Below are 24,267 nucleotides of genomic sequence, written 5' to 3'. Positions count from 1 at the left end.
CCGCCGATGCCCACGAGCTGCCGCTCTATCGCTACCTCGGCGGGGTCGGCGCCCTGACCTTGCCGGTGCCGCTGATGAACATCATCAACGGTGGCGCGCACGCGGACACCGGCCTGGACATCCAGGAATTCATGATCGTCCCGATCGGCGCGGACACGTACTCCGAGGCCCTCCGCGAGGGTGTGGAGGTGTATCACGCGCTCAAGAGCCTGTTGAAGAAGAACGGGCTGCCGACCGGGCTCGGGGATGAGGGCGGATTCGCGCCCGACCTCGCCGGTGCTCGCGCTGCGCTCGACTTCATCCTCGAAGCGATCGGCACCGCCGGGTTCTCGGCGGGCAAGGACTTCGTGCTCGGCCTCGACGTTGCGGCGACCGAGTTCTTCGCCGACGGCGTCTACACCTTCGAGAAGCAGAAGCTCACCGGCGAGCAGCTCACCGAGTTCTGGGCCGGGCTGGTCGCCGACTACCCGCTCGCCACCATCGAAGACCCGCTCGCCGAAGACGACTGGGACGGCTACGTGCACCTGACGTCGCTGATCGGCGACAAGGTGCAGGTCGTCGGCGATGACCTGTTCGTCACCAACCCGGTGCGCCTGCAGAAGGGTCTCGACCTGAAGGTCGCGAACTCGATCCTGGTGAAGGTCAACCAGATCGGTACCCTCACCGAGACCTTGGATGCCGTGGCTCTCGCCCAGCGCGCCGGCTACACCGCGATTCTGTCCCACCGCTCCGGTGAGACCGAAGACACCACGATCGCCGACCTCGCGGTCGCGACCGACTCGGGCCAGATCAAGACCGGCGCCCCCGCCCGATCCGACCGCGTCGCGAAGTACAACCAGTTGCTGCGCATCGAAGAAGAGCTGGGCGATGCCGCCGTCTACGCCGGCCGCTCGGCCTTCCCGCGCGCGAAGGGCTGAGCGACGTAACCTCGGAGCATGGCCCAGGTACAACGACCGACGCGTGAGCGCACGCGGAAGGTGCCTGTTGCCATGCCCGAGGAACCACGCGCTGCAGCCTGGTTGCGCAACTTCCGGCTGTCGGGGTTCGCGCTCTCGATGCTGTTGCTCGTTGTCGCCGCCCTCGTGGTGCTGGCGCCGGGCCTGAAGACTTTCGTCGAGCAGCGTCAACAGATCGCGGCCCTCGAAGAGTCGGTAGCTCTGGCCCAGGCGGAGGTCGACGACCTCGAGGCGGAGATCGACCGCTGGAGCGACCCCGCTTACATCGAGGCCCAAGCCCGTGACCGGCTGTACTACGTGTACCCGGGCGACATCACGTTCCTCGTGATCGGCGACGACGACACGGGGCTCAATGAGGGCGGCCTGCCGATTAGCGACGAGATCCAAACGACGCAGGTCGACTGGGTGCGCGCTCTGCTCTCGACCGTCTACCAGGCCGGCTTGACCGACGCGACGCCGGAACAGCTCGAGAGTCCGCAGCAGGGCGGCTGATGCGTCCTCCGTTCCCCACTCCGACCGCCGCCGAGATTGCGGTCGTTTCTGCCCAGCTCGGTCGTCCGGCGCGCGGCGTCATCGGCATTGCGGCGCGCTGCGTGTGTGGAAACCCGACCGTCGTCGCGACGTCGCCGCGGCTGCCCGACGGCACCCCGTTCCCGACGCTCTACTACCTGTCGCACCCGGCGGCGACGGCGGCGATCTCTACCCTCGAGGCCACCGGGGTCATGGCGGAGCTGGCGTCCGACCTGCGCGACGAAGGTGTGGCGGGTGCCTACCGCGCGGCGCACGCGAGCTACCTGGCTGACCGGGATGCCATCGACATCGTCGACGAGATCGCCGGCTTCTCGGCGGGCGGGATGCCCGACCGGGTGAAGTGCCTACACGCCCTCGCCGGGCACGCCCTGGCGGCGGGTCCCGGCGTCAACCCGATCGGCGACCGCGCGCTCGAGCTCTGCACCTGGTCGTCCGCACGTTGCGAGTGTGCCGCGCCGGGCGCTGCGGCGGGGTCGTCGGCGGTGACGGAGGCTTGATGACTCGTCGGCGTCACCCCGAACGGCCGGTATGTCACCTGGGCGGGCACGGGCGGAGCGACCCCGATCGTGGCGGGGGTGGTCGCACTCGTGCGGGCGGCGCATCCCGAACTCGACGCCTCGAACGTGATCAATGCCGGGTCTTGCCGACCTCCAGCTGGTCCGAGCGCCGGTGTTCGCCGTGGGGTTCATGGCGTTCGGAGCAGGGGGCTTGTCGTCGGGGCGGTGCGGGGATTCCGGCCCCCGCGTTCGCGGTAGATTGGTGACAGTCCAGCGAGGAGTCTTTCTAACGTGCGCAAAATACTGATCGTCGGCGGTGGCTATGCCGGCTTCTACACGGCCAAGAAGCTGCAGAAGCACCTTGCCCGCGGAGAGGCTCAGGTCACGGTCGTCGACCCGCTGCCGTACATGACCTATCAGCCGTTCCTCCCCGAGGTCGCGGCCGGAACGATCGAGCCGCGTCACGCGGTCGTCTCGCACCGCAGGCATCTCAAGAAGACGACGATCATCACCGCGAGCGTCAGCAAGATCGACCACGCCGCAAAGAAGGTGACGGTCACGCCCGCGGCCGGCGATCCGTGGGATGTCGACTACGACACGATCGTCGTCACCGCCGGCGCCGTCACCCGCACCTTCCCCATCCCGGGCCTCGCGGACGAGGCGATCGGGCTCAAGAACATCGAGGAGGCTGTCGCGATCCGCGACCGCGTCGCCGACTGCTTCGCCAAGGCATCCAATCTGCCTGCCGGCGCTGACCGCGACCGCCTGCTGACCTTCGTCGTCGTCGGCGGAGGTTTCGCCGGCATCGAACTGTTCGGAGAGCTGCGCTCCTACGCGTCGGCCCTCCTGCGGCAGCACCAGAATCTCACGATCGACGACACCCACTTCCACCTCATCGAAGCGATGGGCCGCATCATGCCCGAGGTGTCGCTCAAGACGAGCCACTGGGTGCTCAAGAACCTCGCACAGCGTGCCGCGACCGTTCACCTCGACACCCAGCTCGCGAGCGCCGTCGACGGCAAGATCGAACTCTCCACCGGGGAGTCGTTCTACTCCGACACGATCATGTGGACCGCCGGCGTCATGGCGAACCCCGTGATGCGCAGCACCGACCTCCCGGCCGAGGAGCGCGGTCGCCTGCGCGTTCAGGCCGACCTGCGCGTGGTCTCCGACACCGGCGTCGTACCCGATGCCTGGGGCGCTGGCGACGTCGCCGCAGTTCCCGACCTGATCCCGAACCAGGGCGTCGGCGGATTCACCGTGCCGAACGCCCAGCACGCCGTGCGCCAGGGCAAGCTGCTCGCGAAGAACCTGGTCGCCGACATCCGGGGCGAGAAGCCGCGCGAGTACCGCCACAAAAACCTCGGCGCCGTCGCTGGTATCGGTCTCTACTACGGCGTCTTCCAATCCGGCCCATTCGCCCTCAAGGGGTTCCTCGCCTGGCTCGCGCATCGCGGCTACCACGGCTTCGCGATGCCGATGTGGGAGCGCAAGGCCCGGGTCTTCGGCAACTGGATCATCAACTTCTTGTTCCGCCGCGACCTGGTCGCGATCCCCGCCCGGGATACCCCGCGTGCCGCCTTCGAAGCCTGGGCCGTTCGCCCGAAGGTGTAGACGCCAACCAGCCCCCGAGCAACCCGCCTCACGCGTACCCTCGACCGCAGGCCCTCGTAGCCCAATCGGCAGAGGCAGGCGACTTAAAATCGCTTCAGTCTGGGTTCGAATCCCAGCGAGGGCACTCCCAATCGCCCGCACGGCACCGGCTCTGTCCGACACGCCGTCCAGCGCGGGTGCAGATTCGCGAGTCGTCGTGGAGCGGTGCTGAGCGCAAGAAAGCTCGCCGGCCTTGACCTTTGGGACACTCGTCTGGGACGCTTGACCCACTTTCCGGTTTGGTGCTGAAGGGTGGTGCGGGATGGCACGCATGGCGGCGACCGACCGTCGCGAGGCGCTCGCGCAAGCTGCACTCGCCGTCATCGCGCGCGACGGCGTTCACGCGGCGACAACGCGCGCGATCGTGGCCGAAGCCGGGATGCCGCTGGCGTCGTTCCACTACGCCGTCGCGTCGCGCGATGAGCTCCTGCGCGACGTCGTCGAGCTCGTCGTCGGTAGTCAGGACTCAGCGGCGTTCAGCACCCTCGAACTCGACGCCCGCGACATCCGCAGCGCCATCCGCGGGGTCCTGGGCTCGAACTTCGACATTCTGCGAGCCGACCCCGCGCGCCAGCAGGCGATGTTCGAACTGACGCATTACGCGCTGCGCACGCCGACGCTCGACGACTTCCCGGTCGCGCAGTACGGGGTCTACCGCGGTCTCGCTGCCCGCCTGCTCGAGGCCGGCGCCGCGCGCTACCGCGTGCGCTGGAACGTGCCGATCCCCGATCTCGCGACCCTCGCCGTCGCGCTCAGCGACGGTGCGACCCTCGCCTGGCTCGCCACTCGTGACGACGTCGCCGCCGAGCGCCTCCTCGATCTCGCCGCCGACGCCATCGCCGCCCACGCAATCCCGCTCATCAAGGAGAACTCGTGACCGACACCACGCAGAAGTTGAGCCCGCTCGCCGAGCCCGTGACGCGGGTTCCTGGGCGGTGGGTTGCAGCTTTCGCGACCGCCTGGCTCGGCATCTGGATGGCGCAGCTCACTCCCGTCCAACTGCAGATGCCCGCACAGATCGAGGCCATCCGCGAGAGCGCCGACTGGGTAGAGGGAGTTGTCGCCTTCGGCATCATGTCGGGGATCGCCGGCGCGTTTGCGCTCATGGTCTACCCACTCGCGGGCGCGCTGTCCGATCGCACGACGTCGCGCCTCGGGCGTCGCAAGCCCTGGATCATGGCCGGAACGCTCCTGTTCGCCGTCTCGCTCGGACTGCTCGGCCTGCAGACCACATTCGTGGGGATGGGGGTCTTTTGGACGCTCGCGATCATCGGCTTCTGCATCCTCACCGCCGCCCTGACCGCGACGATCTCAGACCAGGTGCCGGTGGATCAGCGCGGCATCATCTCGGGATGGATCGCGGCGCCACAAGCGATCGGGCTCGTGCTCGGGCTCGTGCTGATCGACGGGTTGGGGCTCGACACCGTCACGGGCTACCTCGTGATGGCGGGGGTCGTCGTCGTTCTCGTGATCCCGTTCCTGGTTCTCGCGCCCGACGCGCGCCTGGCGAAGGAAGACCGGCCTCCGTTGTCGCCGCGTTCCCTCCTAGCCGGATTCTGGATCAGCCCGCGCACCTACCCCGACTTCGGCTGGACTCTGCTCAGCCGCATCCTGGTGAACGTCGGCAACGCGCTGGGGACCACGCTGCTGTTCTTCTTCCTCGCCCACGGACTGGGCCGCGACGATCCGACCGGCGACCTCATCATGCTCAGCCTGGTCTATGTGGTGTTCATCATCCTGTCGTCGCTGTTGCTCGGCCGGTGGTCTGACAGGGTTGGGCGCCGCAAGCCGTTCGTCGTGGTGTCGGCGCTCTTCCAGGCGGTCGCCGCGGGGCTGCTCGCGTTCGTGCCCGACTTCTCGATCGCCATCATCGCCGGCGCGCTGCTCGGCATCGGGTACGGCGCATTCCTCTCCGTCGACCAGGCGCTCGCAACCCAGGTGCTCCCCAACGCAGCGACTCGCGGCAAGGATCTGGGCATCATGAACATCGCAACGACGGTGCCGCAGGCTGTCGCTCCGCTGCTCGGGGCGTGGATCGTCGCGGTGGTCGCCGGATTCACCGGTCTATTCGTCATCTCGGCGGTCGCCACGATCCTCGGCGCCCTCGCGGTGCTGCCCGTGAAAGCCGTGCGATGACTCTGAACCTGAAGCCCCAGACGAGCGCGCCCTGGGACGATCCCCAGGACTGGTGGCCCGCGCTCACCGCCGCGACGCACGACCTCAATGCGCCGGTCGGGGTCATCGCGGTGGAGGCCCTCGCGTCGAACGCGTTCGATCTGCTCGACCGGGCGGCGGGCCTGCCGATCCGGGTGGCGAGCAAGTCGGTGCGCGTGCGGGGAGTGCTGGATGCCGTGCTTGCCCTTCCCGGCTACCGCGGCATCCTCGCCTACTCCCTTCCGGAGGCGCTCTGGCTCGCCGAAACCTACGACGACGTCGTGGTCGGCTACCCGTCGGCCGATCGTGGGGCGCTCGCACGGCTTGCCGCCGACCAGAATCTCGCTTCCCGGGTGACGATCATGGTCGATGACGTCGCGCAGCTCGACCTCGTGGATGCCGTGGCCGCGCCGGCCAAGCGCGCCGTCATCCGCGTGGCTCTCGAGCTGGATGCGTCGTATCGCTCGCGCACCCTCGGGCATATCGGGGTGCGCCGTTCGCCGGTGTTCACACCCGAGCAGGCCGAGGCCCTCGCGGAGGCGATCGTCGCGCGGCGCGGGTTCCGGCTGGTCGGGATGATGGCGTACGAGGCGCAGATCGCGGGGGTGACCAACGCCGGGCCGCGCAAGGCCGCGATCCGCGCGATGCAGCGCGCATCGGCTCGAGAGCTACGCCGACGCCGCGGCGAGGCCGTCCGGCGGGTGCGCGACGTCGTCGATCTCGAGTTCGTCAACGGCGGCGGCACCGGATCGATCGAGTCGACTCACGCCGACGGTTCGGTCACCGAGGTCGCCGCCGGTTCGGGGCTCTTCGGCCCGCACCTCTTCGACGGCTACGCGCACTTCCATCCGGCACCGGCGGCGTCATTCGCGCTCGACGTCGTTCGGCGACCCACCGACGGCATCGCAACGCTGCTGGGCGGCGGATGGGTCGCCTCGGGCCCGCCCCGGCCCGATCGGGTGCCGAAGATCGCCTGGCCTGCCGGGCTGAAGATGATCGCGCGGGAGTCCGCTGGTGAGGTGCAGACCCCGCTCGTCGGGGCCGCCGCCGACACCCTCGCGATCGGTGACCGCGTGTGGCTGCGTCACACGAAGGCCGGCGAGTTGAGCGAGCACCTCGCTGCTTTCGCCCTGGTCGAGAACGGCGCCCTGACGGGGGAGTTGCCGACCTACCGCGGTGAGGGGAAAGTGTTCTTGTGACCCTGCTGCAACCCGGCCCCCGCTGGCGCAACTGGGGTCGGTCGGCTGCGGCGTCACCGGCGCACCTCGCGCGGCCCTCGAGCGTGGACGAGGTGGTCGCCGTGGTTCGGGCCGCCGCCGAGCGGGGGTTGGCGGTCAAGGCCGTCGGCGCGGGTCACAGTTTCACTGACATCGCGGCGACCCCGGGCGTGCTCGTCGACCTCACCCATCTGCGCGGACTCCTCGGCGTCGACGCCGCCCGCGGGCGAGTGCGGCTCGCCGCGGGAACCCACCTCTGGGAGCTGCCCGAGCTGCTGAAGCCCCACGGCCTCGCCCTGCAGAACATGGGCGACATCGACCGGCAGACGATCGCCGGCGCGACCTCGACGGGCACGCACGGCACCGGGCTCGGTTTCGCCGGTCTCGCCGCGCAACTGACCGCCGTCACGCTGGTGACCGGAACCGGCGAGGTGGTGCGCGTTGACGCATCCCACCGACCCGAGCTGCTGCCGGCGGTGCGGCTCGGGCTCGGCGCGCTCGGCATCCTGGTTGAGGTGGAAGTGCAGTGCGTTCCGGAGTTCCTGATCCGCGCGGTCGAGCATCCGGCGCCGCTGGACGAGGTGCTCGACTCGTGGGAGGAACGCGTGAGCGCAGCCGATCATTTCGAGTTCTACTGGTGGCCACACACCGCAATCGCCATGACAAAGGTCAACACCCGGCTGCCCGGCGACACCGCGTTCCGGCCGACGGGTCGCTTCGGCAACTGGGTCGAGGAACGCTTGCTCCAGAACGAGGCGCTGCGGGCATCCCAAGGTCTCGGGCACGCGATCGCGCCGCTCGTGCCCGCGCTCAACCGGCTCTCGACGAAGGCCTACGGTGATCGCGAGATCACCGCACCGTCGTACGACATCTTCACCTCGCCGCGGCTGGTGCGTTTCCGGGAGAGCGAGTACGCGATCCCACTCGAGGCGCTTCCGCAGGCGCTCCGCGACGTGCGCGGCCTCGTGGAACGCAACGGATGGCGCATCTCGTTCCCGGTCGAAGTGCGCGCGGCCGCGCCCGATGAGAACTGGATGTCGACCGCCTACGCTCGGCCGAGCGCCTACATCGCGGTGCACCGGTACTTCCGCGACGACCCCTCCGAGTACTTCCGCGCGTTCGATGCCCTCATGCGCACCTACGATGGCCGACCGCACTGGGGCAAGATGCACTTTCGCACCGCCGATGACCTCCGCCCCGCCTACCCGCGCTTCGACGACTTCCTCGGGGTGCGCAACGAACTCGACCCCGATCGCCGTTTCGCCAACCGCTACCTCGACCGGGTGCTCGGCCCGTGAGCACTCCTCCAGATATCCCAAATGGGATATCTCACGGCGGGCATGGTCCATTTCGGGATGTCGCAACCCTCGCGGCGCTCATGCGACCCGAATTCGTGTTCGGCGTCGCGTCGGCCGCAGCGCAGATCGAGGGCGCTGCCGACGAAGACGGGCGCACGCCGTCGACCTGGGACATCTTCGCCGCGCTACCGGGCACCATCCGCGACGGCTCGACGCCCGCGGTGACGACGGATGCCTACCACCGCTTCGACGAGGATCTCGCGCTCATGCGGGAGGCCCGCATCGACGCGTCCCGGTTTTCGCTGTCCTGGTCGCGGCTGATGCCCGACGGGCGTGGTCCGGTGAACAGGAAAGCCGTCGCGTACTACGACCGGGTCATCGATGGGTTGCTGGAGGCGGGCATCCGCCCGGTCGTGACGCTGTTCCACTGGGACACCCCGGCGCCCCTCGAGGAGCGCGGCGGCTGGCTGCGGCGCGACACCGCGAAGCGGTTCGCCGACTTCGCGAGTGCGGCAGGCCAGGCGTTCGGCGATCGGGTCGCCGACTGGATCACCCTCAACGAGCCGACGACGGTCATCCTCGACGGCTACGCCCTCGGCGTACATGCGCCGGGCCGCGCGAAGCTGTTCGGCGCCATCCGCGCGGTGCGCCACCTCCTGCTCGCGCACGGCCTCGCGGTCGACGCGCTGCGTGCCGTGCCGGTGGCCGGCCGCATCGGAATCACCAACGTGCACACCCCGGTCGAGCCCGCCAGCCCGTCGCCTGATGACGCGGCTGCCGCCGATCTCTTCGACTTCGTGCACAACCGGCTGTTCGCCGACCCGGTGCTCCTCGGGCGGGATGCCGAGCTGCCGTACGGTGCGAAAGGCGTCGAGCGACTCGGGCTGCGCATCCTCTCCCGCCTCGGCCGTGACCGCGCGGTCATCTCCCGCCCCCTCGACTTCTACGGGCTCAACTACTACTTCCCGTCGCGCATCGCGGCCGGGGCCGACCCGCACGGCCACACCCCCGACGGCGACACCGAGGCGATGAAGGACGTGCCCTTCCGGCTGGAGAAGTACCCCGAGCATCCGGTCACCGGCTTCGACTGGCCGATCGCGCCCGACTCCCTCGGGGTGCTGATCGACGGGCTCGTTGCGCGCTACGGCGACCGGTTGCCCCGCATCCAGATCACCGAAGGCGGCGCGAGCTTCCCGGACGAGGTGGGCCCCGATGGCACGGTGGATGACGCCGCACGGGTCGACTATCTCGCCCGGCACGTCGCCGTCGCCGCTGCGCGACCCGAGGTCGACGCGTACTTCGTATGGACGTTCGTCGACAACTGGGAATGGGCGGCCGGGTTTACCCAGCGCTTCGGGATGGTGCACCTCGACACCGAGACCCTGGCGCGCACGCCGAAGAGTTCGTACCGCTGGTTCCGCGCGGTACAGGATGCCCGGGCGCGTCAAGATGTCGGGCTCGAGTCGACTGTTCAGCCAAGCTAGGGACATGACACCCGAGGAACTCGCGGCGATGCTGCCGCCGGGATTCCTGCTCGGGGTCAGCACGTCGGCGTACCAGATCGAAGGCGGAGCGGACGAGCGCGGTCCCGCGGGTTGGGACCACTTCGCCTCCGATCCCGGCGTCATCCTCGACGGGTCGAACGCGCTCGTCGCCGCCGACCACTACCACCGGATGCCGGAAGACGTGGCGCTGCTGAAAGACCTCGGTGTCGACGCCTACCGGTTCTCGATCTCGTGGCCGCGCGTACAGCCAGGCGGTGTCGGCCCTGGAGACCCGCGGGGCATCGACTTCTATGACCGGTTGCTCGACGAGCTGCTCGCCGCCGGCATCCGGCCGATGGCGACCCTCTACCACTGGGACACCCCGCTCGAGATCGATGAAGCCGGTGGCTGGACGAAGCGCGACACCGCGTACCGGTTCGCCGACTACGTGCGCATCGCCGGGAAGGCATTCGGCGACCGGGTCGCGGACTGGGTGACCGTCAACGAGCCCGCCACGCTTGCTTTGGAGGGTTACACGCTCGACGTTCACTCGCCGGGCAAGGCCCTCTGGGTCGCGGGCGCCCGCGCGGCTCACCACCTGCTCCTCGCCCACGGGTTGGCCGTGCGGGCACTGCGCGAGGTTCCGGTGACCGGTCGCATCGGCATCTCGAATGCGCACACCCCGGTCTTCGCGGCGACCTCGAAGTGGCAAGACCGGTTCGCGGCGCGCAACTTCGACATCCTCAGCAACCGCGTATTCGCCGATCCGGTGCTGCGCGGGAAACGCCCCCCGGGGCTCATCGGGCTCGGCCTGCGTCTCGCCGCGCTGCCGCACTGGGGCGACACGAAGATCATCCGGGAGCCGATCGACTTCTACGGGGTGCAGTACTACTTCCCGAGCCGGGTGGCCGCCGGCCCGCCGCACGTGAAGGTCGGTACGCACGACGGGCACTCCAAGGCGATGCTCGACCTCCCGCTGCGGCTCGAACCGTGGCCCGAGTACGACGTGACGGGATTCGGCTGGCCCGACTCGCCCGACCAGCTCCCCGTTCTGCTGGGACAGTTCGCCGACCGCTATGGCGGACGTCTGCCGCCGCTGATCTTCACCGAGGGTGGCGCGAGCTACCCCGACCGTCCCCAGCCCGACGGCAGCGTCGACGACGACGAGCGCATCGACTATCTCGAGACCCACATCCGCGCCGTGACCCACGACGTGCCCGGGGTCGAGGTCGAGGGCTACTTCGTCTGGTCGCTCCTCGACAACTTCGAGTGGGCCGCCGGCTATACCCAGAAGTTCGGGCTCGTTGCCGTCGACCCCGAGACGCAAGAGCGGCGACCGAAGTCGTCGTTCGACTGGTATCGCAGCGTTCTGGCTGCCCGGAAGCGCTGATCCGCCCTATGATGACGGGCATGGAAATCTTCATCGTCATCGGCGTGATCGTTCTGCTGGTCGTCATCGTCGGCGGCTACCTCTGGGCGACCTACAACGGCCTGGTTCGACTCAACGTTCGCGTCGACGAGGCGTGGAGCGACATCACGGTGCAGCTCAAGCGTCGTGCCGACCTCATCCCGAACCTCATCGAAGCGGTCAAGGGCTACGCGGCCCACGAGAAGCAGGTCTTCGAGAACGTCACCAAGGCACGGTCCGAGACGGTCAACGCCTCGACTCCGGCCGAGGCTGGCGCCGCGGAAAACCACTTCCAGCAGGCGCTCAAGAGCCTCTTCGCGGTCGCCGAGGCGTACCCGCAGCTGCAGGCCAACCAGAACTTCCTCCAGCTCCAGGGTGAACTGGTCGACACCGAAGACAAGATCCAGGCGTCGCGCCGGTTCTACAACGGTGGCGTGCGCGAGCTGAACACCAAGATCAAGGTCTTCCCGAACACGTTGTTCGTGCGTGGCCTCGGCTTCATCGAGCGCGAGTTCTTCGAGGTCGACGAGCCGTCGGCCATCGCGGAGCCGCCGAAGGTTCAATTTTGATTCGAGCGGACGCCCACAGGGCGCCCGCCCGCATCAAGGTTGAGTAGCGTCCGCACTGGCGGACGCGTGCCGAAACCCACACCTGCGACGAACTCGAGCTGAACCATGTACTCCGCGATCGCGAAGAACAAGCGCAACACCATCCTGATCATCATTTTGTTCATGGTGATCATCGCTGCGCTCAGCCTGATCCCGACCTTCATCTACGGTGACTGGACGATTTCGATCATCACGATCGTGATCGCGGCGGCGTACGCGATCTTCCAGTACTTCATGGCGACGCGTCAGACGCTCGCGCTCTCGGGAGCGCACCAGATCGAGAAGCGCGACGAGCCGCGGCTCTACCGCATCGTCGAGAACCTCTCGATCACCGAGGGCATGCCGATGCCGAAGGTGTACATCATCAACGACCCGGCGCCGAACGCCTTTGCGACGGGGCGCGATCCCGAGCACGCCGTCGTCGCGGCGACCACCGGACTGCTCGAGATCATGACCGACCCTGAGCTCGAAGGCGTGATGGCCCACGAGATGGGTCACGTCAAGAACTACGACATCCGGGTCTCGCTCATCGTCTTCGGGCTGGTGATCGCGATCGGCCTGATCGCCGACATCATCTTCCGGATGATCTTCTGGGGCGGTCGTGGACGCGACAATGGCGGACCGGCAGCCCTCGTGTTCCTGGCGATCGGCATCATCGCCGCGATCCTCGCCCCGATCGTCGCGGGGGTCGTGCAGGCCGCCGTGTCACGGCAGCGCGAATACCTCGCGGATGCCACGGGCGCGCTCACGACGCGGCACCCGGAGGCGCTCGCCTCGGCACTCGAGAAGCTAGCCGCCTACGGCCGTCCGGTAGCCCGCACCAACACGTCGATGTCGCACCTGTGGATCTCCGACCCGAACCGCCCGGGCTTCCTCGCGAGGCTGTTCTCGACCCACCCGCCGATCCCCGACCGGGTCGCCCGCCTCCGCGGTAACGCCACCAAGTTCTAGCCAGATCCGCCCTCCCGCGATCCCGCGGGTTGAGTGCCGCGCGCAGCGCGGTGTATCGAAACCGACGTTCGTCGTATCCGGTTTCGATACGCCGCTGACGCGGCTACTCAACCAGCGGCAGTCCGAGCGCGGCCGCGAGGTCGCGGGCGAGGTCGCCGCGGTCGACCACGAGGATGTCACCGAGCCCCTGCCAGGCGGCGATATCGCGCAGGACCGGCACCAGCCGCTCTTCCACTCCGGCGGGTGCGAGAGGCTCGCGCCACGCCGACTGCACCCGCAGCACCCCGGCCTGCCGGTCGCTCTTGAGGTCGATGCGGCCGACGATCTGCTCGTCGACGAGCGCGGGCAGCGTGTAGTACCCGTAAACCCGTTTCGGGGCGGGCGTGTAGATCTCGATGCGGTAGTGGAAGCCGAACATCCGCTCGGCGCGGTCGCGTTCCCAGACGACGGGGTCGAATGGCGAGAGCAGGGCCGCTGCCTCGATCCGACGCGGGATGCGGGCATCCGTCGCGAGAAAGCCGGGTGCCTTCCAGCCGTCGACGCTCACCTGCTGCACCTCGCCGGCATCGGCCAACTCGTTCAGCAGTCGGGTCGCGGTGGCGACATACAGCCGGTAGTAGTCGGCGATGTCCTTCGCGGTGCCGATGCCGTGCGCGCGCACCGCCCGGCGCACGAGCTCGCGCTGGGCGTCGTCGACGGGCACCTCGGCTTCGAGGAGTGCGGGCGACAGAATCTGTTCGGGGAGGGCGTAGACGCGCTCGAAGCCCTTGCGCCCCGCCGTCACCACGTCGCCGAACACGAACAGGTACTCGAGCGCCTCCTTGATGTCGGAAAGACCCCACCAGGGACCTCGGCGCACATTCTCGTCGTGCTCGATCTCGCTTGCCGCCATCGGGCCGTTTGCCCGCAGCTCGTCGAGCACGAAGCGGATCATCTGCGGATGCGAGTCGACCCAGCCGCCCGGTTTCGTGTACTTGTCGCGCATGCGCGCCATCCGCCACTTCCACAAGGGCCAATCGTCGCGCGGCACAAACGTCGCGACGTGCGCCCAGTACTCAAGGTAGGGCGCCTTCGGGCGCAGCGTGAGCTTGTCGAGCAGCGTCTTGTCGTACGGCCCGAGCCTCGCAACAACCGGGAGGTAGTGGCTGCGCTCGAACACATTGACCGAGTCGATCTGGAGGACGCCGAGACGCTCCATCAGCACGTTGAGCTGCCGGGTGCCGACACTTGCGGGTCGCGGGACGCCGAACCCCTGCGCTGCCAGAGCAATGCGGCGCGCGCTCGCCGCCGAGATCGTCTGAGGCACGACTTCGACCCTAGCGACCGCCCCAGACACCGCGGGCGGGCGCCCACCTGGCGTATTCGCCTGAATGCCTAGACTGAACGGGTGGCCCGAGCTGAAGACCCTGCTGCCCGCCCCGCACCGCCCGCACGCGCGCACCGGGCCGCCGCGGTGCCAGCCGAGCCGACCTCGGTGACGGCCGACGACCACGTCGCCCCCGGCATGCGCATCGCGGCCGCCTGGTCGTGGCGCATCCTCGTCGTGGCAGCGGTCATCGCCCTCGTCGGGTTCCTCATTGTGCAACTGCGACTCGTCGCGATCCCGTTCTTCGTCGCCCTCCTGCTCGCGGCCCTCCTGGTGCCGTTCTCGAACTGGCTGCAGCGCAAGGGCTGGCCGAAGTGGCTCGCCGTCACGGTCAACGAACTGGCTCTCGTCGCGGTGATCGCCGGGCTGATCACCGTGGTCGTCATCCAGGTGCGGAGCGGTCTTCCCGACCTGCAGGCGCAGACGATGGCGAAGTACGAGGAGCTCAAGGAGATTCTGCTGCTCTCGCCGCTGCAGCTCAGTGAGGCAGACATCGAGGGCTACTTCGACGGCCTCATCACGTCGATCAGCGACGACACGAGCGCCCTCGTCGAGCAGGGTCTCGACCTGGCTTCGCTCGGCGGGCACATTCTGGCGGGCACGCTCCTTGCGCTGTTCGTGACCCTGTTCATTCTCATCGACGGTCGCGGCATCTGGAACTGGCTCGTCAAGGTGTTCCCGTCGCGCGCGCGCCCCGCGATCATGGGCGCCGGCGAGGCCGGCTGGTTGACTCTGTCGACCTTCGTGCGGGTACAGATCTTCGTGGCGGCGATCGACGCGGTCGGCATCGGGCTCGGAGCATTCATCCTCGGGCTGTTCTACGGCGGGTTCCCGCTGGTCATCCCGATCGCTATCGCGGTGTTCCTCGCGTCATTCGTCCCGGTCGTCGGTGCCGTCGTGTCGGGCGGGCTGGCAGTCTTCGTCGCGCTCGTCTACCTCGGGCCGGTACCGGCGCTCATCATGCTCGGCATCGTGATCCTCGTGCAACAGCTCGAGGGGCACGTGTTGCAACCGCTTCTCGTCGGGGCTGCCGTCAAGGTGCACCCGGTAGCCGTGGTGCTCGCGGTCGCGACCGGCGGCTTCGTCGCCGGCATCCCGGGTGCGCTGTTCGCGGTACCGCTCGTCGCCGTGCTCAACGTCATGGTCGGCTACATCGCCCGCGGCGACTGGCGCACCAACCCGCATCCGAGCGTCGCCGACGTGACGTCGCCGATCGTGCTGCCGAGGCGGCGTCGTGCGGGGGCAACGTCGTGAGGGCTGAGCTGGATCGGTCGACTCTCCCGGGCCCGACCCTCGATGAATTCATTGCTGCCCGCGAGCGGGTTGCGGCGGTCGTCCAGACGACGCCGATGGAGGTGTCGCGGTTCCTCTCCGACATTGCCGGAGTGCCCATCTTCCTCAAGGCGGAGAACCTCCAACGCACCGGGTCGTACAAGATCCGGGGTGCCTACAACCGGCTCTCCCAGCTCACCGCCGAGGAGCGCAGCCGCGGCGTCGTCGCGGCGTCAGCCGGAAACCACGCACAGGGCGTCGCGCTCGCCGCGCGCGAACTGGGGATCACCGCCACGATCTACATGCCCACCGGGGTCGCGCTGCCGAAGCTGCAGGCGACCCGCGGGTACGGCGCAGAAGTCGTACTCGAGGGCGACATCTTCGACGACACCAACGCCGCTGCACAGGCCTTCGCCGCAAGCACTGGCGCGATCTTCATCCCGCCGTTCGACCACCACGACGTCATCGCGGGCCAAGGCACCCTCGGGCTCGAGATCCTCGACCAGTTGCCCGACGTCGGCACCATCGTCGTGCCGATCGGCGGCGGCGGGCTCATCTCGGGACTCGCCTCCGCGGTCGCCCACGCAGCGCCCGAGCGCAACATCCGCGTGGTCGGCGTGCAGGCGCACAACGCCGCACCCTACGTGCCGTCGCTCGCCGCCGGGGAGATCATCCCCATCACCATCGGCCCGACGATCGCCGACGGCATAGCGGTCGCCCGCCCGGGCACCCTCAACTTCGAGATCATCCGCCAAACCGTCGACGATGTCGTGACCGTGAGCGACGACGACATCGCCCGTGCCCTCGTCGTGCTCCTCGAACGCGCGAAGCTCGTCGTCGAGCCGGCCGGAGCGGTCGGTGTGGCCGCGTTGCTCTCCGGGGTCGTCGAGGTTGAGGGTCCGACTGTGGTCGTGCTCTCGGGCGGCAACATCGACCCGATGGTCATGGAGCGCGTCATCGGCCGCGGTCTCGCGGCGGATCAGCGATACCTCAAGGTCGACATCCCGTTGCCCGACCGGCCGGGACAGCTCGCCCGCATCGCCGAGATCATCTCCGAAGCCAACGCGAACGTCGTCGAGGTATTGCACACCCGCCACGGCGCCGGTCTCATGATCAGCGAAGTCGGTATCGAGATCCACATGGAGACCCGCGGCCCGACGCACGCCGAACTCGTGCTCACGCGGCTCCGTGACGCCGGCTACCGTCCGCGCGTTACGACCTAGAGCCTCGGGTCAGCCTCGGTAGGTTTCGACCTTCACCACCTCGACGGCGATCTCTTTACCCGAAGGTGCCGTGTAGGTGGTCTTCTCGCCCACCTTCAGGCCGAGGATCGCCTCACCGAGCGCGCTTGTCGCCGGGTAGACGTCGAGGTCGCTGGAGTCGTCCGCGATCTCCCGGCTGCCGAGCAAGAACGTGGTGGGGTCGCCGGCGATCTTCGCGGTCACGACGGTGCCGATCTCGACGACGCCCGACGCGGCCGGGGGCTCACCGACGGTGGCTTGCCGCAGTAGTTGAGTGAGCTGACGGATGCGCGCCTCGATCTTGCCCTGCTCATCTTTGGCGGCGTGGTACCCGCCGTTCTCCTTGAGGTCGCCCTCGTCACGCGCCATCTCGATCTTCTTCGCGATGTCGAGGCGCGCGGGACCCTCAAGCTCAGCGAGCTCGGCACTCAGCCGGTCGTAAGACTCCTGCGTCAGCCACGTCGTAGCAGCGGTGTCGGGCATCGGATGCTCCTTGCGGGATGGGTGTCGGGATTCAGTCCCGACCTAAAGCGAGTGCCCGGCCGAAGCCGGGCAGTCGGACCATGCTAGGTCAGCCAGCAACGGTAGATCAACCCGGTGACAGCGGTCTCGGTTACCCGTACGTTCTCAACGAACGCGCGGGTGCGGTCGTCGCCCGGGGGCAGGTCGACGACCTTCCAGCCGACGATCCCGAACTGATCGTTGAGCGCTTGGAGCGCGCACGACACCGGCGTGCCCGGTTCGGTGGTGACTTCGAAGCGGATGTCGACCGTCGAGTCGTCGCGCGTCAGATATCCGGTGTCGCGGGTCTCGAGGGTCGCGGTCGGGCTGAACAACCCGACCCAGACGACCCACGCGACGACGACGACCAGCACACTCGCGGCCGCGATGATCGCGAGGGTGGCCCGTCGTCGGAAGTCGGCCGGGGTGCGCCCGTACCGCTCCGCGACCGCAGAGTCTGTCATCTCGCCTCCGTTACCCTGGAACCAGGCTATTCGGACCGGGAGGCCCCTTTGCTCCACACGCTCTGGGCGTCGACGCCCCCACCCGGCGAGGAACTCGATCCCAACCTCGTCACTCCAGGGGTCGTCGGGTTCGCCCTGACCTTCGCCCTCGCCGTCGTGGTCGTGCTGCTCGTGATCGACATGGTGCGCCGCATCCGCCGGATCAACCACCGCGCGGCGGTCAATGAGCGACTGGATGCCGAAGAGGCCGCCGCCGACGACGACAAGGACTGAATGCTCCCAAATGGGAGCATTCACGCCGTGAAATATCCCATCTGGGATATTTCACCCGTCACCACCCGAGCGGTTCCCGCACGATGAGCAGGATCGCCAGCCAGTGGCACAGGAACGCGATCACGGTGCAGGTGTGGAACAGCTCGTGGAAGCCGAAGCGACCGGGCCACGGGTTGGGGCGCTTGAAGCCGTAGAACAGCGCGCCCGCGGTGTACGAGAGGCCGCCGATGAGCACGAACAGCATCGCGACGGCGTTGAACTGCACCAGGTCGACGGCGTACAGCACCGCCGCCCAGCCGAGTCCGATGTAGAGCGGCACGTATGACCAGCGCGGGGCGTGCACCCAGAAGACCCGGAAGACGATACCGAGCAGCGCGCCCGCCCAGACGGCGATGAGCAGCACGACGCCCTTGCCGAACGGCAGGGCGTTGATCGCGAGCGGCGTGTAGGTGCCGGCGATGAGGATGAAGATGTTCGCGTGGTCGAGCCGACGGAACACCGCTTTGACGCGGGGGCTCCAGTTGAACCGGTGGTAGACCGCCGAAACCCCGAACAACAGGATCGACGACGCCATGAAGATCGCCGCGCTGGCTTTCGCCGCGGCGCCATTGGCGACCACGATGAGCACGATTCCGGCGGCGACGGCGAGCGGCGCGGTGACGGCGTGGATCCAGCCGCGCCAGGTCGGCTTTCCCTCGACATCGGGGTGGTCGATCGCGTCATCGAGGAGCGGGATGTTCGGGATGTCGTCCTCGACCTCGGAGCGCGGTGCAGCCATGGCGTGAGTTTATGACGATGCCGGGCGAAGACCCTGGGAGTGGTCGACTACCTTAGTCAGGTGCCACAACGGAAGGGCTCCTCCGGTCGGGGTCTCTTGTATGGGCTCTACTCGGCCCGGCTGCGCAATCAGCTCAGCGACCTCCCGCGACCCCATCACGTCGCCATGATCATCGATGGCAACCGCCGGTGGGCTCGGGAGCAAGCCCTCGAGACGGCAGCCCACGGGCACCGCGCGGGGGCTGCGAAGATGCGCGAGTTCCTCGGCTGGTGCGACTCCCTCGGCATCCGGATGGTCACCATCTATCTGCTGTCCACCGACAACCTCACGGGTCGCGACGCCGACGAGCTCAAGCAGCTCTTCGAGATCATCGCCGACCTCGCCGACGACCTGTCGCGGGCGGCCGACTGGCGCATCCAGCATGTCGGCACGACCGACGGGTTGCCGCAGTCGCTCACCGATGTGCTGCGCGGAGCCGAAGAGCGCACGGCGGGCAATGGCGGCTTGCACGTCAACCTGGCGATCGGCTACGGCGGGCGGCGGGAGATCGCGGATGCCATGCGCAGCATCGTGCGCAGCCACGGCAAGGGCGGGGGCACGATCGACGATCTCGCCGCGATCCTTACCCCGGAACTGATCGCCGACCACCTCTACACGCAGGGTCAGCCCGATCCCGACCTCATCATCCGCACGTCGGGTGAGCAGCGGCTGTCGGATTTCATGATCTGGCAGAGCGCGCACAGCGAGTTCTACTTCCTCGAATCGCTGGGGCCCGATCTGCGCGAAGTCGATTTTCTGCGCGCCCTGCGCGCCTACGCGACACGGGATCGGAGGTTCGGCGCATGAATCTGTCCGACTACCAGGACCGTTTCGACGAGGAGCCGGGGTATCTCGACTACGCCCGCGTCGCCCCGATGGGCCGCGCCGCGCTCGAGGAGCAGACGGCGCTCAGCAGCGTGCTCGAGCACGCCCGATTCGGCTCGCTCGAGGTGCTGGCGACGCAGCACGACCGGTTGAAGGATGCGGTGGCCGCGCTCGGTGGGTTCCGGCCCGACCAGGTGGTGTTCCAGCCGGGGACCACGCAGGGGCTCATGCACACGATGTTCGGCATCACCGGCGGGGTCGCGCTGGCGCCGACGGAGTTCCCATCGCTGACGTTCGGCGTCACCAGGGCGGCCTCGACTCTCGGGGTGCTCGCCCCGCTCTGGCTCGAGACGGAGGATGGCCGGGTCACCCCGGGCAACCTCCGCGACCAGCTCACCTCATCCGTCGTCGCGGTCGCCGTGAGCTTGGTCGACTACCGCACCGGCTACCTCGTCGACCTCGACGGCATCCGACAGGTGATCGGTGACCGGCTGCTGATCGTGGATGCCGCCCAGGCGTTCGGCGTGGTCGACGCGCCCTTCGAGGTGGCCGACGTCGTCGCCGCAGGCGGGCAGAAGTGGGCACGGGCCGGCGCCGGAACGGGTTTCCTCGCGGTGAGCGACCGCGCCCGCGACCACCTCACCCCGGTCTGGTCGGGACTCGCCGGCGCCGAAGACGGGGGCTACGACGCGGTCACCGACCCGCTGCCCAGTGCCGCCGCGTACCAGATCAGCTACCCCGATCCCATCGCTGCCGGTCGCTTCGCCGCCGCCCTTGAGGAGGTCGCGGCCGTCGGTATCCCGACCCTCCACGCAGAGATCACGCGGAACGTGTCCCGCCTCATCGACCTCGCCGACGAGTACGCACTGCCGGTGGTCTCGCCCCGCGCCGAAGCGGAACGAGCGGGAATCGTCGTGCTCGAGCCGCTGCCCGAACACCTCACGGTGCTCGCCGCGTCGCTGCACAACCACGGCGTCACGGCGACAGTTCGCGACACCTCTGTGCGGCTCTCCGCCCACGCGACCGTCGAGGATGAGACGTTCTCGATGCTGCGCGCAGCCCTCGTGTCGTTCGCCACCACGATTTGAGTTTCAAGCGACTTTCCGTTTTCAGGAATCGGTGTGGCTGGAGTGGCGGATGTATCGGTGTGAGGTCACGAAAGTAGACATCAGCAACTCTGCTTTCACACCTTCCTGAAAACGGCAAGTTGCCCGGCTGGCTCGCTCCACGGCATCCTGAACGTTCACACGCCTGAAACGCGGAGGGGGCGTGTCGAAACGCGCGCGTCACACGCGCGGGGTTAGCTTCGAGACATCAGGCACGGCGCCTGGTCGGAGCGGCCACGTAAGTTCGTTCCGAGTTGAAGTGGCCGCCACGTAACACCAGCCGGGGGAGACATCCCCGGGGATGGAGTGGGAGTGCCCGCGCTCGACAAGCCCCAGCAGAAGTCCACCAACGCGAAGAGCGGAGGTGGAAAACCGAAGCAGGGGGAGCGGACATTCGTTCTCGATACCTCGGTTCTGCTGAGCGATCCCAAGGCCATCTTCCGGTTCGCGGAGCACGCCGTCGTGCTGCCTGTCGTCGTCGTGACCGAACTCGAAGCCAAACGCAACGACCCGGAGATCGGCTACTTCGCGCGGCAAGCGCTCCGCAATCTGGATGAGCTGCGCCGGCAGCACGAGCGGCTCGACTTCCCCATCGCTACTGAAGATGGCGGCAGCCTCCGGGTCGAGTTGAACCACTCGAACCAGTCGGTTCTACCGTCGGGCCTGCAGTTGGGTGACAACGACTCCCGCATCCTCGCCGTCGCGATGAACCTCGCCAACGACGGGCTCGATGTCACCGTCGTGTCGAAAGACCTGCCGATGCGCGTCAAGGCGGCGTCCGTCGGTCTCACGGCCGAGGAGTACAAGGCCGAACTGGCTGTGGATTCCGGCTACACCGGGATGGCGGATGTCGACCTCTCGGCCGAACAGATGGCCGACCTCTACGACAACGAGGCGATCTCGTCGCGGCAGGTCGCCGACCTTCCGATTAACACGAGCCTCGTTGTGCATTCCGAGCGCGGCTCGGCGCTGGGGCGGGTGAGCGGCAAGGGCGAGTTCCGCCTGGTGCGCGGCGATCGGGATGTCTTCGGCCTGCACGGACGCAGCGCCGAACAGCGGCTCGCGATCGACCTGCTGCTCGACCCCGAGATCGGGATCGTCTCGCTTGGCGGTCGTGCGGGCACCGGGAAATCGGCGCTCGCTCTGTGCGCGGGTCTCGAGGCGGTGCTCGAGAAGCAGCAGCACCGCAAGATCATGGTGTTCCGACCCTTGTACGCCGTCGGCGGTCAGGAGCTGGGCTATCTGCCCGGCGACCAGGGGGAGAAGATGAACCCCTGGGGACAGGCGGTGTTCGACACCCTCGGTGCCCTCGTGAGCGAGAACGTGCTCGAAGAGGTGGTGGAGCGCGGCATCCTCGAAGTGCTGCCGCTCACCCACATCCGCGGTCGTTCGTTGCACGACGCCTTCGTGATCGTCGACGAGGCGCAGTCGCTGGAACGCAACGTGTTGCTGACGGTCCTGTCAAGGATCGGCCAGAACTCCCGGGTCGTGCTCACCCACGACGTCGCCCAGCGCGACAACCTCCGGGTCGGACGCCACGATGGGGTGGCGAGCGTCATCGAGACGCTCAAGGGGCATCCGCTGTTTGCCCACATCACCCTCACCCGCTCCGAACGCTCGGCGATCGCCGCGCTCGTCACGGAGATGCTCGAGGGCAACGAGCTGGCGTAGCGCTTTCGCGTGTGCGTCTAGGGCCGGGGAGCCGTCACCGGGGAAGAGTGGCGGCACCCGGCCCGTCCAGTCGCTACCATCGCGCCATGCGACGGATCGGGTGGCAGCTTCCGCTGACCCTGGCGTTCGGGATGCTCGCCTGGGTGGCAATCGGACCGGTCGTCGCCGCCATCCCCGCGATCTACGTCGCGGCGGTCGCGCCGGAGCTGTCGCGGATCGATCTGGCCGAGCATCGGCTGCCGAACCGTCTCGTGGTGCCGGGGCTCGTTGTCGGGCTACTCGCCGCTGCGGGATCGTGGGTCACGACGGGCAACCCGCCGGTCGTGCCACTCGTCGCCTCCGCCGCCTACGGCGGGGCGCTCCTCCTGCTCGCGCTCGGCGGTGGGATGGGGATGGGGGATGTGAAACTCGCCACCGTGCTCGGGCTCGCCTCCCCGACGGTGACGGTCGCGCTCACATCCCCGTTGCTCGCGTTTCTGCTCGGCGGGGTCGTCGCCCTCGTCGTTCTCATCGTGCGTGGGCGAGGCGCCCGCATCCCGTTCGGTCCGTTCCTGCTCGCCGGCTACTTCGGCGCGCTGGTCGTCGCGGCGGTGCTTTAACTCTCGGCAGCGGGGGTGTTCGTCAACGACACGTCGACGAATCCCTCGGATTCCGAGAGTTCGGAACGCAAGACGGCAAGGATGCCGGCCCACCGGAGCAGGAACGCGGGCTCGTCGAGGCGCTTGCGACGCAGCCATCCGGTGACCTCATCGTTGCTCTTGCTGGCGTTGCAGGAGCGGCACGCGGGCACGACGTTTTCGACCGTGTAGCTACCGCCACGGGAGAGCGGCAGAACGCAGTCCTTCTGCAGGGCGATATCGGGATCGCCGCAGTACGCACAGCCGCTCCACGCCGCGCGGATCGCTGCCCACTGTGCGGGCGTCAGGTCGTTGTCGGCGGCGAGGAACCGTCGCCGCCGCTTTCGAGCAGCACGCGCGCGACGCGACCGATCGAGCGTCATGCCGCGAGTATGCCGCGCGCGCCACCCGCGGGTTGAGTGCCGCGCAGCGGTGTATCGAAACCCGGCTCAGCCCGGGCGCGTCATCGACAACACGTCGAGGGCCTTGTCGAGGTCGGCCTCGGTGATCTCGCCGCGCTCGACGAACCCGAGGTCGATCGTCGCTTCGCGCACCGTGAGGCCGTTCTTCACCGAGTGCTTGGCGATCTTCGCGGCGTTCTCGTAGCCGATGAACTTGTTGAGCGGGGTCACGATCGACGGCGACGATTCGGCCATCGCCCGAGCGCGTTCCTCGTTCGCCTCGAGGCCGTCGACGGTTTTGTCGGCGAGCAGAACCGAGCTGTTGGTGAGCAGCCGGATCGACTCCAGCAGCGCCGTGCCCATGACCGGGATGGCGACGTTCAACTCGAAGTTGCCGGTCGCACCGGCCCAGGCGATCGTCGCGTCGTTGCCGATGACCCGCGCGCCGACCATGATGACGGCTTCGGGGATCACCGGGTTGACCTTGCCGGGCATGATCGACGACCCGGGCTGCAGGTCGGGGATCGACAGTTCCGCGAGCCCGGTGTTCGGGCCCGAGCCCATCCAGCGCAGGTCGTTGCAGATCTTGGTGAGCGACACCGCGATCACGCGCAGCGCGCCGGATGCTTCGACGAGCCCGTCACGCGCGCCCTGCGCCTCGAAGTGGTCGAGCGCCTCGGTGATCGGAAGACCCGAGGTCTCGGCGACGACCTCGATCACCCGCGCCGAGAAGCCGGCGGGCGTGTTGATACCGGTGCCGGTCGCGGTGCCGCCGAGCGGAACTTCGGCGACGCGGGGGAGGGCGGACTGGATGCGTTCGATCCCGAGCCGCACCTGGCGCGCGTAGCCGCCGAACTCCTGGCCGAGGGTGACGGGGGTGGCATCCATGAGGTGGGTGCGCCCCGACTTCACGACGCCCTTCCACAGGTCGGCTTTCGCCTCGAGCGCGATCGCGA

General features: G+C 68.3%; 25 protein-coding genes, 1 tRNA gene and 1 pseudogene. 21 read left to right on the top strand and 6 right to left on the bottom strand.

Translation table 11 applies throughout. From position 1 onward, the window contains the following. The 14 genes and pseudogenes from eno to RMO30_RS06965 form a co-directional block, all read left to right on the top strand. Positions 1 to 917 (top strand): phosphopyruvate hydratase (gene eno, locus RMO30_RS07025; protein WP_309711251.1); only part of this gene is annotated, 917 nt, incomplete at its 5' end. An 18-nt stretch (positions 918 to 935) separates the two neighbouring features. Beyond that, complete coding sequence (locus tag RMO30_RS07020) at positions 936 to 1,448, top strand: septum formation initiator family protein (protein WP_309711249.1); 513 nt, start codon at positions 936 to 938, stop codon at positions 1,446 to 1,448. After that, a complete protein-coding gene (locus RMO30_RS07015; RefSeq protein ID WP_309711253.1) occupies positions 1,445 to 1,984 on the top strand; it encodes a DUF501 domain-containing protein in 540 nt (179 codons plus the stop codon). The genes RMO30_RS07020 and RMO30_RS07015 overlap by 4 nt, the downstream gene beginning before the upstream one ends. A gap of 27 nt (positions 1,985 to 2,011) precedes the next feature. Then, positions 2,012 to 2,242, top strand: a pseudogene (locus RMO30_RS13120) (peptidase S8); the annotation flags it as partial. Positions 2,243 to 2,275: 33 nt separating this feature from the next. Next, positions 2,276 to 3,598, top strand: coding sequence for an NAD(P)/FAD-dependent oxidoreductase (locus RMO30_RS07010; RefSeq protein ID WP_309711247.1), 1,323 nt, complete (start codon positions 2,276 to 2,278; stop codon positions 3,596 to 3,598). A gap of 50 nt (positions 3,599 to 3,648) precedes the next feature. Further along, positions 3,649 to 3,722, top strand: a tRNA-Leu gene (locus tag RMO30_RS07005). Positions 3,723 to 3,899: 177 nt separating this feature from the next. Continuing rightward, entirely contained in the window at positions 3,900 to 4,514 is a 615-nt protein-coding gene (locus tag RMO30_RS07000) for a TetR family transcriptional regulator (RefSeq protein WP_309711245.1), read from the top strand. Next, complete coding sequence (locus RMO30_RS06995) at positions 4,511 to 5,773, top strand: MFS transporter (protein WP_309711243.1); 1,263 nt, start codon at positions 4,511 to 4,513, stop codon at positions 5,771 to 5,773. Before RMO30_RS07000 ends, RMO30_RS06995 begins: the two co-directional genes overlap by 4 nt. Next, positions 5,770 to 6,990: an alanine racemase gene (locus RMO30_RS06990; RefSeq protein WP_309711241.1), complete on the top strand. Its 1,221-nt coding sequence runs from the start codon at positions 5,770 to 5,772 to the stop codon at positions 6,988 to 6,990. The genes RMO30_RS06995 and RMO30_RS06990 overlap by 4 nt, the downstream gene beginning before the upstream one ends. Beyond that, the gene (locus tag RMO30_RS06985) at positions 6,987 to 8,306 is read left to right on the top strand and encodes a D-arabinono-1,4-lactone oxidase (protein ID WP_309711240.1); all 1,320 of its coding nucleotides are present in this window, start codon (positions 6,987 to 6,989) and stop codon (positions 8,304 to 8,306) included. The genes RMO30_RS06990 and RMO30_RS06985 overlap by 4 nt, the downstream gene beginning before the upstream one ends. Positions 8,307 to 8,386: 80 nt before the next feature. Then, a complete protein-coding gene (locus RMO30_RS06980) occupies positions 8,387 to 9,790 on the top strand; it encodes a family 1 glycosylhydrolase (protein ID WP_309711238.1) in 1,404 nt (467 codons plus the stop codon). A 4-nt stretch (positions 9,791 to 9,794) separates the two neighbouring features. Then, a complete protein-coding gene (locus RMO30_RS06975) occupies positions 9,795 to 11,180 on the top strand; it encodes a family 1 glycosylhydrolase (protein WP_309711236.1) in 1,386 nt (461 codons plus the stop codon). Between the two features lie 20 nt (positions 11,181 to 11,200). Then, positions 11,201 to 11,767 carry a LemA family protein gene (locus tag RMO30_RS06970; protein WP_309711235.1) on the top strand — a complete coding sequence of 189 codons (567 nt, stop codon included), beginning with the start codon at positions 11,201 to 11,203 and terminating at the stop codon, positions 11,765 to 11,767. A 105-nt stretch (positions 11,768 to 11,872) separates the two neighbouring features. Further along, entirely contained in the window at positions 11,873 to 12,757 is an 885-nt protein-coding gene (locus RMO30_RS06965; RefSeq protein WP_309711232.1) for a M48 family metallopeptidase, read from the top strand. Positions 12,758 to 12,860: 103 nt separating this feature from the next. Here RMO30_RS06965 and RMO30_RS06960 read toward each other — a convergent pair whose 3' ends face one another. Continuing rightward, on the bottom strand, positions 12,861 to 14,063 hold the full coding sequence (locus tag RMO30_RS06960; RefSeq protein WP_309711229.1) for a DNA glycosylase AlkZ-like family protein: 1,203 nt from the start codon (positions 14,061 to 14,063) through the stop codon (positions 12,861 to 12,863). Positions 14,064 to 14,144: 81 nt separating this feature from the next. Between RMO30_RS06960 and RMO30_RS06955 the strand changes: the two genes are divergently transcribed. Together RMO30_RS06955 and ilvA are read left to right on the top strand one after the other, a co-directional pair. Next, positions 14,145 to 15,377, top strand: a complete 1,233-nt coding sequence (locus RMO30_RS06955) for an AI-2E family transporter (RefSeq protein WP_309711227.1) — start codon at positions 14,145 to 14,147, stop codon at positions 15,375 to 15,377. Further along, the gene (gene ilvA, locus RMO30_RS06950; protein ID WP_309711224.1) at positions 15,374 to 16,618 is read left to right on the top strand and encodes a threonine ammonia-lyase; all 1,245 of its coding nucleotides are present in this window, start codon (positions 15,374 to 15,376) and stop codon (positions 16,616 to 16,618) included. The genes RMO30_RS06955 and ilvA overlap by 4 nt, the downstream gene beginning before the upstream one ends. 9 nt (positions 16,619 to 16,627) lie before the next feature. On the opposite strand, the gene greA is transcribed toward ilvA, so the two are convergent. Further along, the gene (gene greA, locus RMO30_RS06945) at positions 16,628 to 17,119 is read right to left on the bottom strand and encodes a transcription elongation factor GreA (protein WP_309711222.1); all 492 of its coding nucleotides are present in this window, start codon (positions 17,117 to 17,119) and stop codon (positions 16,628 to 16,630) included. A gap of 83 nt (positions 17,120 to 17,202) precedes the next feature. Further along, positions 17,203 to 17,601, bottom strand: coding sequence for a DUF4307 domain-containing protein (locus RMO30_RS06940; RefSeq protein WP_309711219.1), 399 nt, complete (start codon positions 17,599 to 17,601; stop codon positions 17,203 to 17,205). A gap of 48 nt (positions 17,602 to 17,649) precedes the next feature. Between RMO30_RS06940 and RMO30_RS06935 the strand changes: the two genes are divergently transcribed. After that, positions 17,650 to 17,874 carry a hypothetical protein gene (locus RMO30_RS06935; protein ID WP_309711216.1) on the top strand — a complete coding sequence of 75 codons (225 nt, stop codon included), beginning with the start codon at positions 17,650 to 17,652 and terminating at the stop codon, positions 17,872 to 17,874. A gap of 58 nt (positions 17,875 to 17,932) precedes the next feature. On the opposite strand, the gene RMO30_RS06930 is transcribed toward RMO30_RS06935, so the two are convergent. Beyond that, the gene (locus RMO30_RS06930; RefSeq protein ID WP_309711213.1) at positions 17,933 to 18,652 is read right to left on the bottom strand and encodes a hemolysin III family protein; all 720 of its coding nucleotides are present in this window, start codon (positions 18,650 to 18,652) and stop codon (positions 17,933 to 17,935) included. A gap of 60 nt (positions 18,653 to 18,712) precedes the next feature. Between RMO30_RS06930 and RMO30_RS06925 the strand changes: the two genes are divergently transcribed. From RMO30_RS06925 to RMO30_RS06910, 4 genes are all read left to right on the top strand, one after another. Beyond that, positions 18,713 to 19,498 carry an isoprenyl transferase gene (locus tag RMO30_RS06925; RefSeq protein ID WP_309711210.1) on the top strand — a complete coding sequence of 262 codons (786 nt, stop codon included), beginning with the start codon at positions 18,713 to 18,715 and terminating at the stop codon, positions 19,496 to 19,498. Further along, positions 19,495 to 20,604: an aminotransferase class V-fold PLP-dependent enzyme gene (locus RMO30_RS06920; protein ID WP_309711208.1), complete on the top strand. Its 1,110-nt coding sequence runs from the start codon at positions 19,495 to 19,497 to the stop codon at positions 20,602 to 20,604. The genes RMO30_RS06925 and RMO30_RS06920 overlap by 4 nt, the downstream gene beginning before the upstream one ends. A gap of 330 nt (positions 20,605 to 20,934) precedes the next feature. Beyond that, a complete protein-coding gene (locus RMO30_RS06915) occupies positions 20,935 to 22,293 on the top strand; it encodes a PhoH family protein (protein WP_309711206.1) in 1,359 nt (452 codons plus the stop codon). Between the two features lie 86 nt (positions 22,294 to 22,379). Then, a complete protein-coding gene (locus tag RMO30_RS06910) occupies positions 22,380 to 22,892 on the top strand; it encodes a prepilin peptidase (RefSeq protein ID WP_309711203.1) in 513 nt (170 codons plus the stop codon). Here RMO30_RS06910 and RMO30_RS06905 read toward each other — a convergent pair. Further along, a complete protein-coding gene (locus RMO30_RS06905; RefSeq protein ID WP_309711200.1) occupies positions 22,889 to 23,293 on the bottom strand; it encodes an HNH endonuclease in 405 nt (134 codons plus the stop codon). The genes RMO30_RS06910 and RMO30_RS06905 overlap by 4 nt on opposite strands. A gap of 66 nt (positions 23,294 to 23,359) precedes the next feature. Beyond that, on the bottom strand, positions 23,360 to 24,267 hold a 908-nt coding region (locus RMO30_RS06900; RefSeq protein WP_309711198.1), incomplete at its 5' end, for a lyase family protein.

Source organism: Pseudolysinimonas sp. (assembly GCF_031389465.1).
Classification (GTDB): domain Bacteria; phylum Actinomycetota; class Actinomycetes; order Actinomycetales; family Microbacteriaceae; genus Pseudolysinimonas_A.
Note: the sequence above shows the minus strand (reverse complement) of the source record. Positions and strands in the feature narration are given on the sequence as shown.

Coding starts and splice junctions, on each gene's coding strand:
- RMO30_RS06965 (WP_309711232.1), top strand. CDS start 11,873: ATGTACTCCGCGATCGCGAAGAACAAGCGCAACACCATCCTGATCATC.
- RMO30_RS07020 (WP_309711249.1), top strand. CDS start 936: ATGGCCCAGGTACAACGACCGACGCGTGAGCGCACGCGGAAGGTGCCT.
- RMO30_RS06910 (WP_309711203.1), top strand. CDS start 22,380: ATGCGACGGATCGGGTGGCAGCTTCCGCTGACCCTGGCGTTCGGGATG.
- RMO30_RS06975 (WP_309711236.1), top strand. CDS start 9,795: ATGACACCCGAGGAACTCGCGGCGATGCTGCCGCCGGGATTCCTGCTC.
- RMO30_RS06905 (WP_309711200.1), bottom strand. CDS start 23,293: ATGACGCTCGATCGGTCGCGTCGCGCGCGTGCTGCTCGAAAGCGGCGG.
- RMO30_RS06920 (WP_309711208.1), top strand. CDS start 19,495: ATGAATCTGTCCGACTACCAGGACCGTTTCGACGAGGAGCCGGGGTAT.
- RMO30_RS06980 (WP_309711238.1), top strand. CDS start 8,387: ATGCGACCCGAATTCGTGTTCGGCGTCGCGTCGGCCGCAGCGCAGATC.
- RMO30_RS07000 (WP_309711245.1), top strand. CDS start 3,900: ATGGCACGCATGGCGGCGACCGACCGTCGCGAGGCGCTCGCGCAAGCT.
- RMO30_RS06940 (WP_309711219.1), bottom strand. CDS start 17,601: ATGACAGACTCTGCGGTCGCGGAGCGGTACGGGCGCACCCCGGCCGAC.
- RMO30_RS06970 (WP_309711235.1), top strand. CDS start 11,201: ATGGAAATCTTCATCGTCATCGGCGTGATCGTTCTGCTGGTCGTCATC.
- RMO30_RS06990 (WP_309711241.1), top strand. CDS start 5,770: ATGACTCTGAACCTGAAGCCCCAGACGAGCGCGCCCTGGGACGATCCC.
- RMO30_RS06930 (WP_309711213.1), bottom strand. CDS start 18,652: ATGGCTGCACCGCGCTCCGAGGTCGAGGACGACATCCCGAACATCCCG.
- greA (WP_309711222.1), bottom strand. CDS start 17,119: ATGCCCGACACCGCTGCTACGACGTGGCTGACGCAGGAGTCTTACGAC.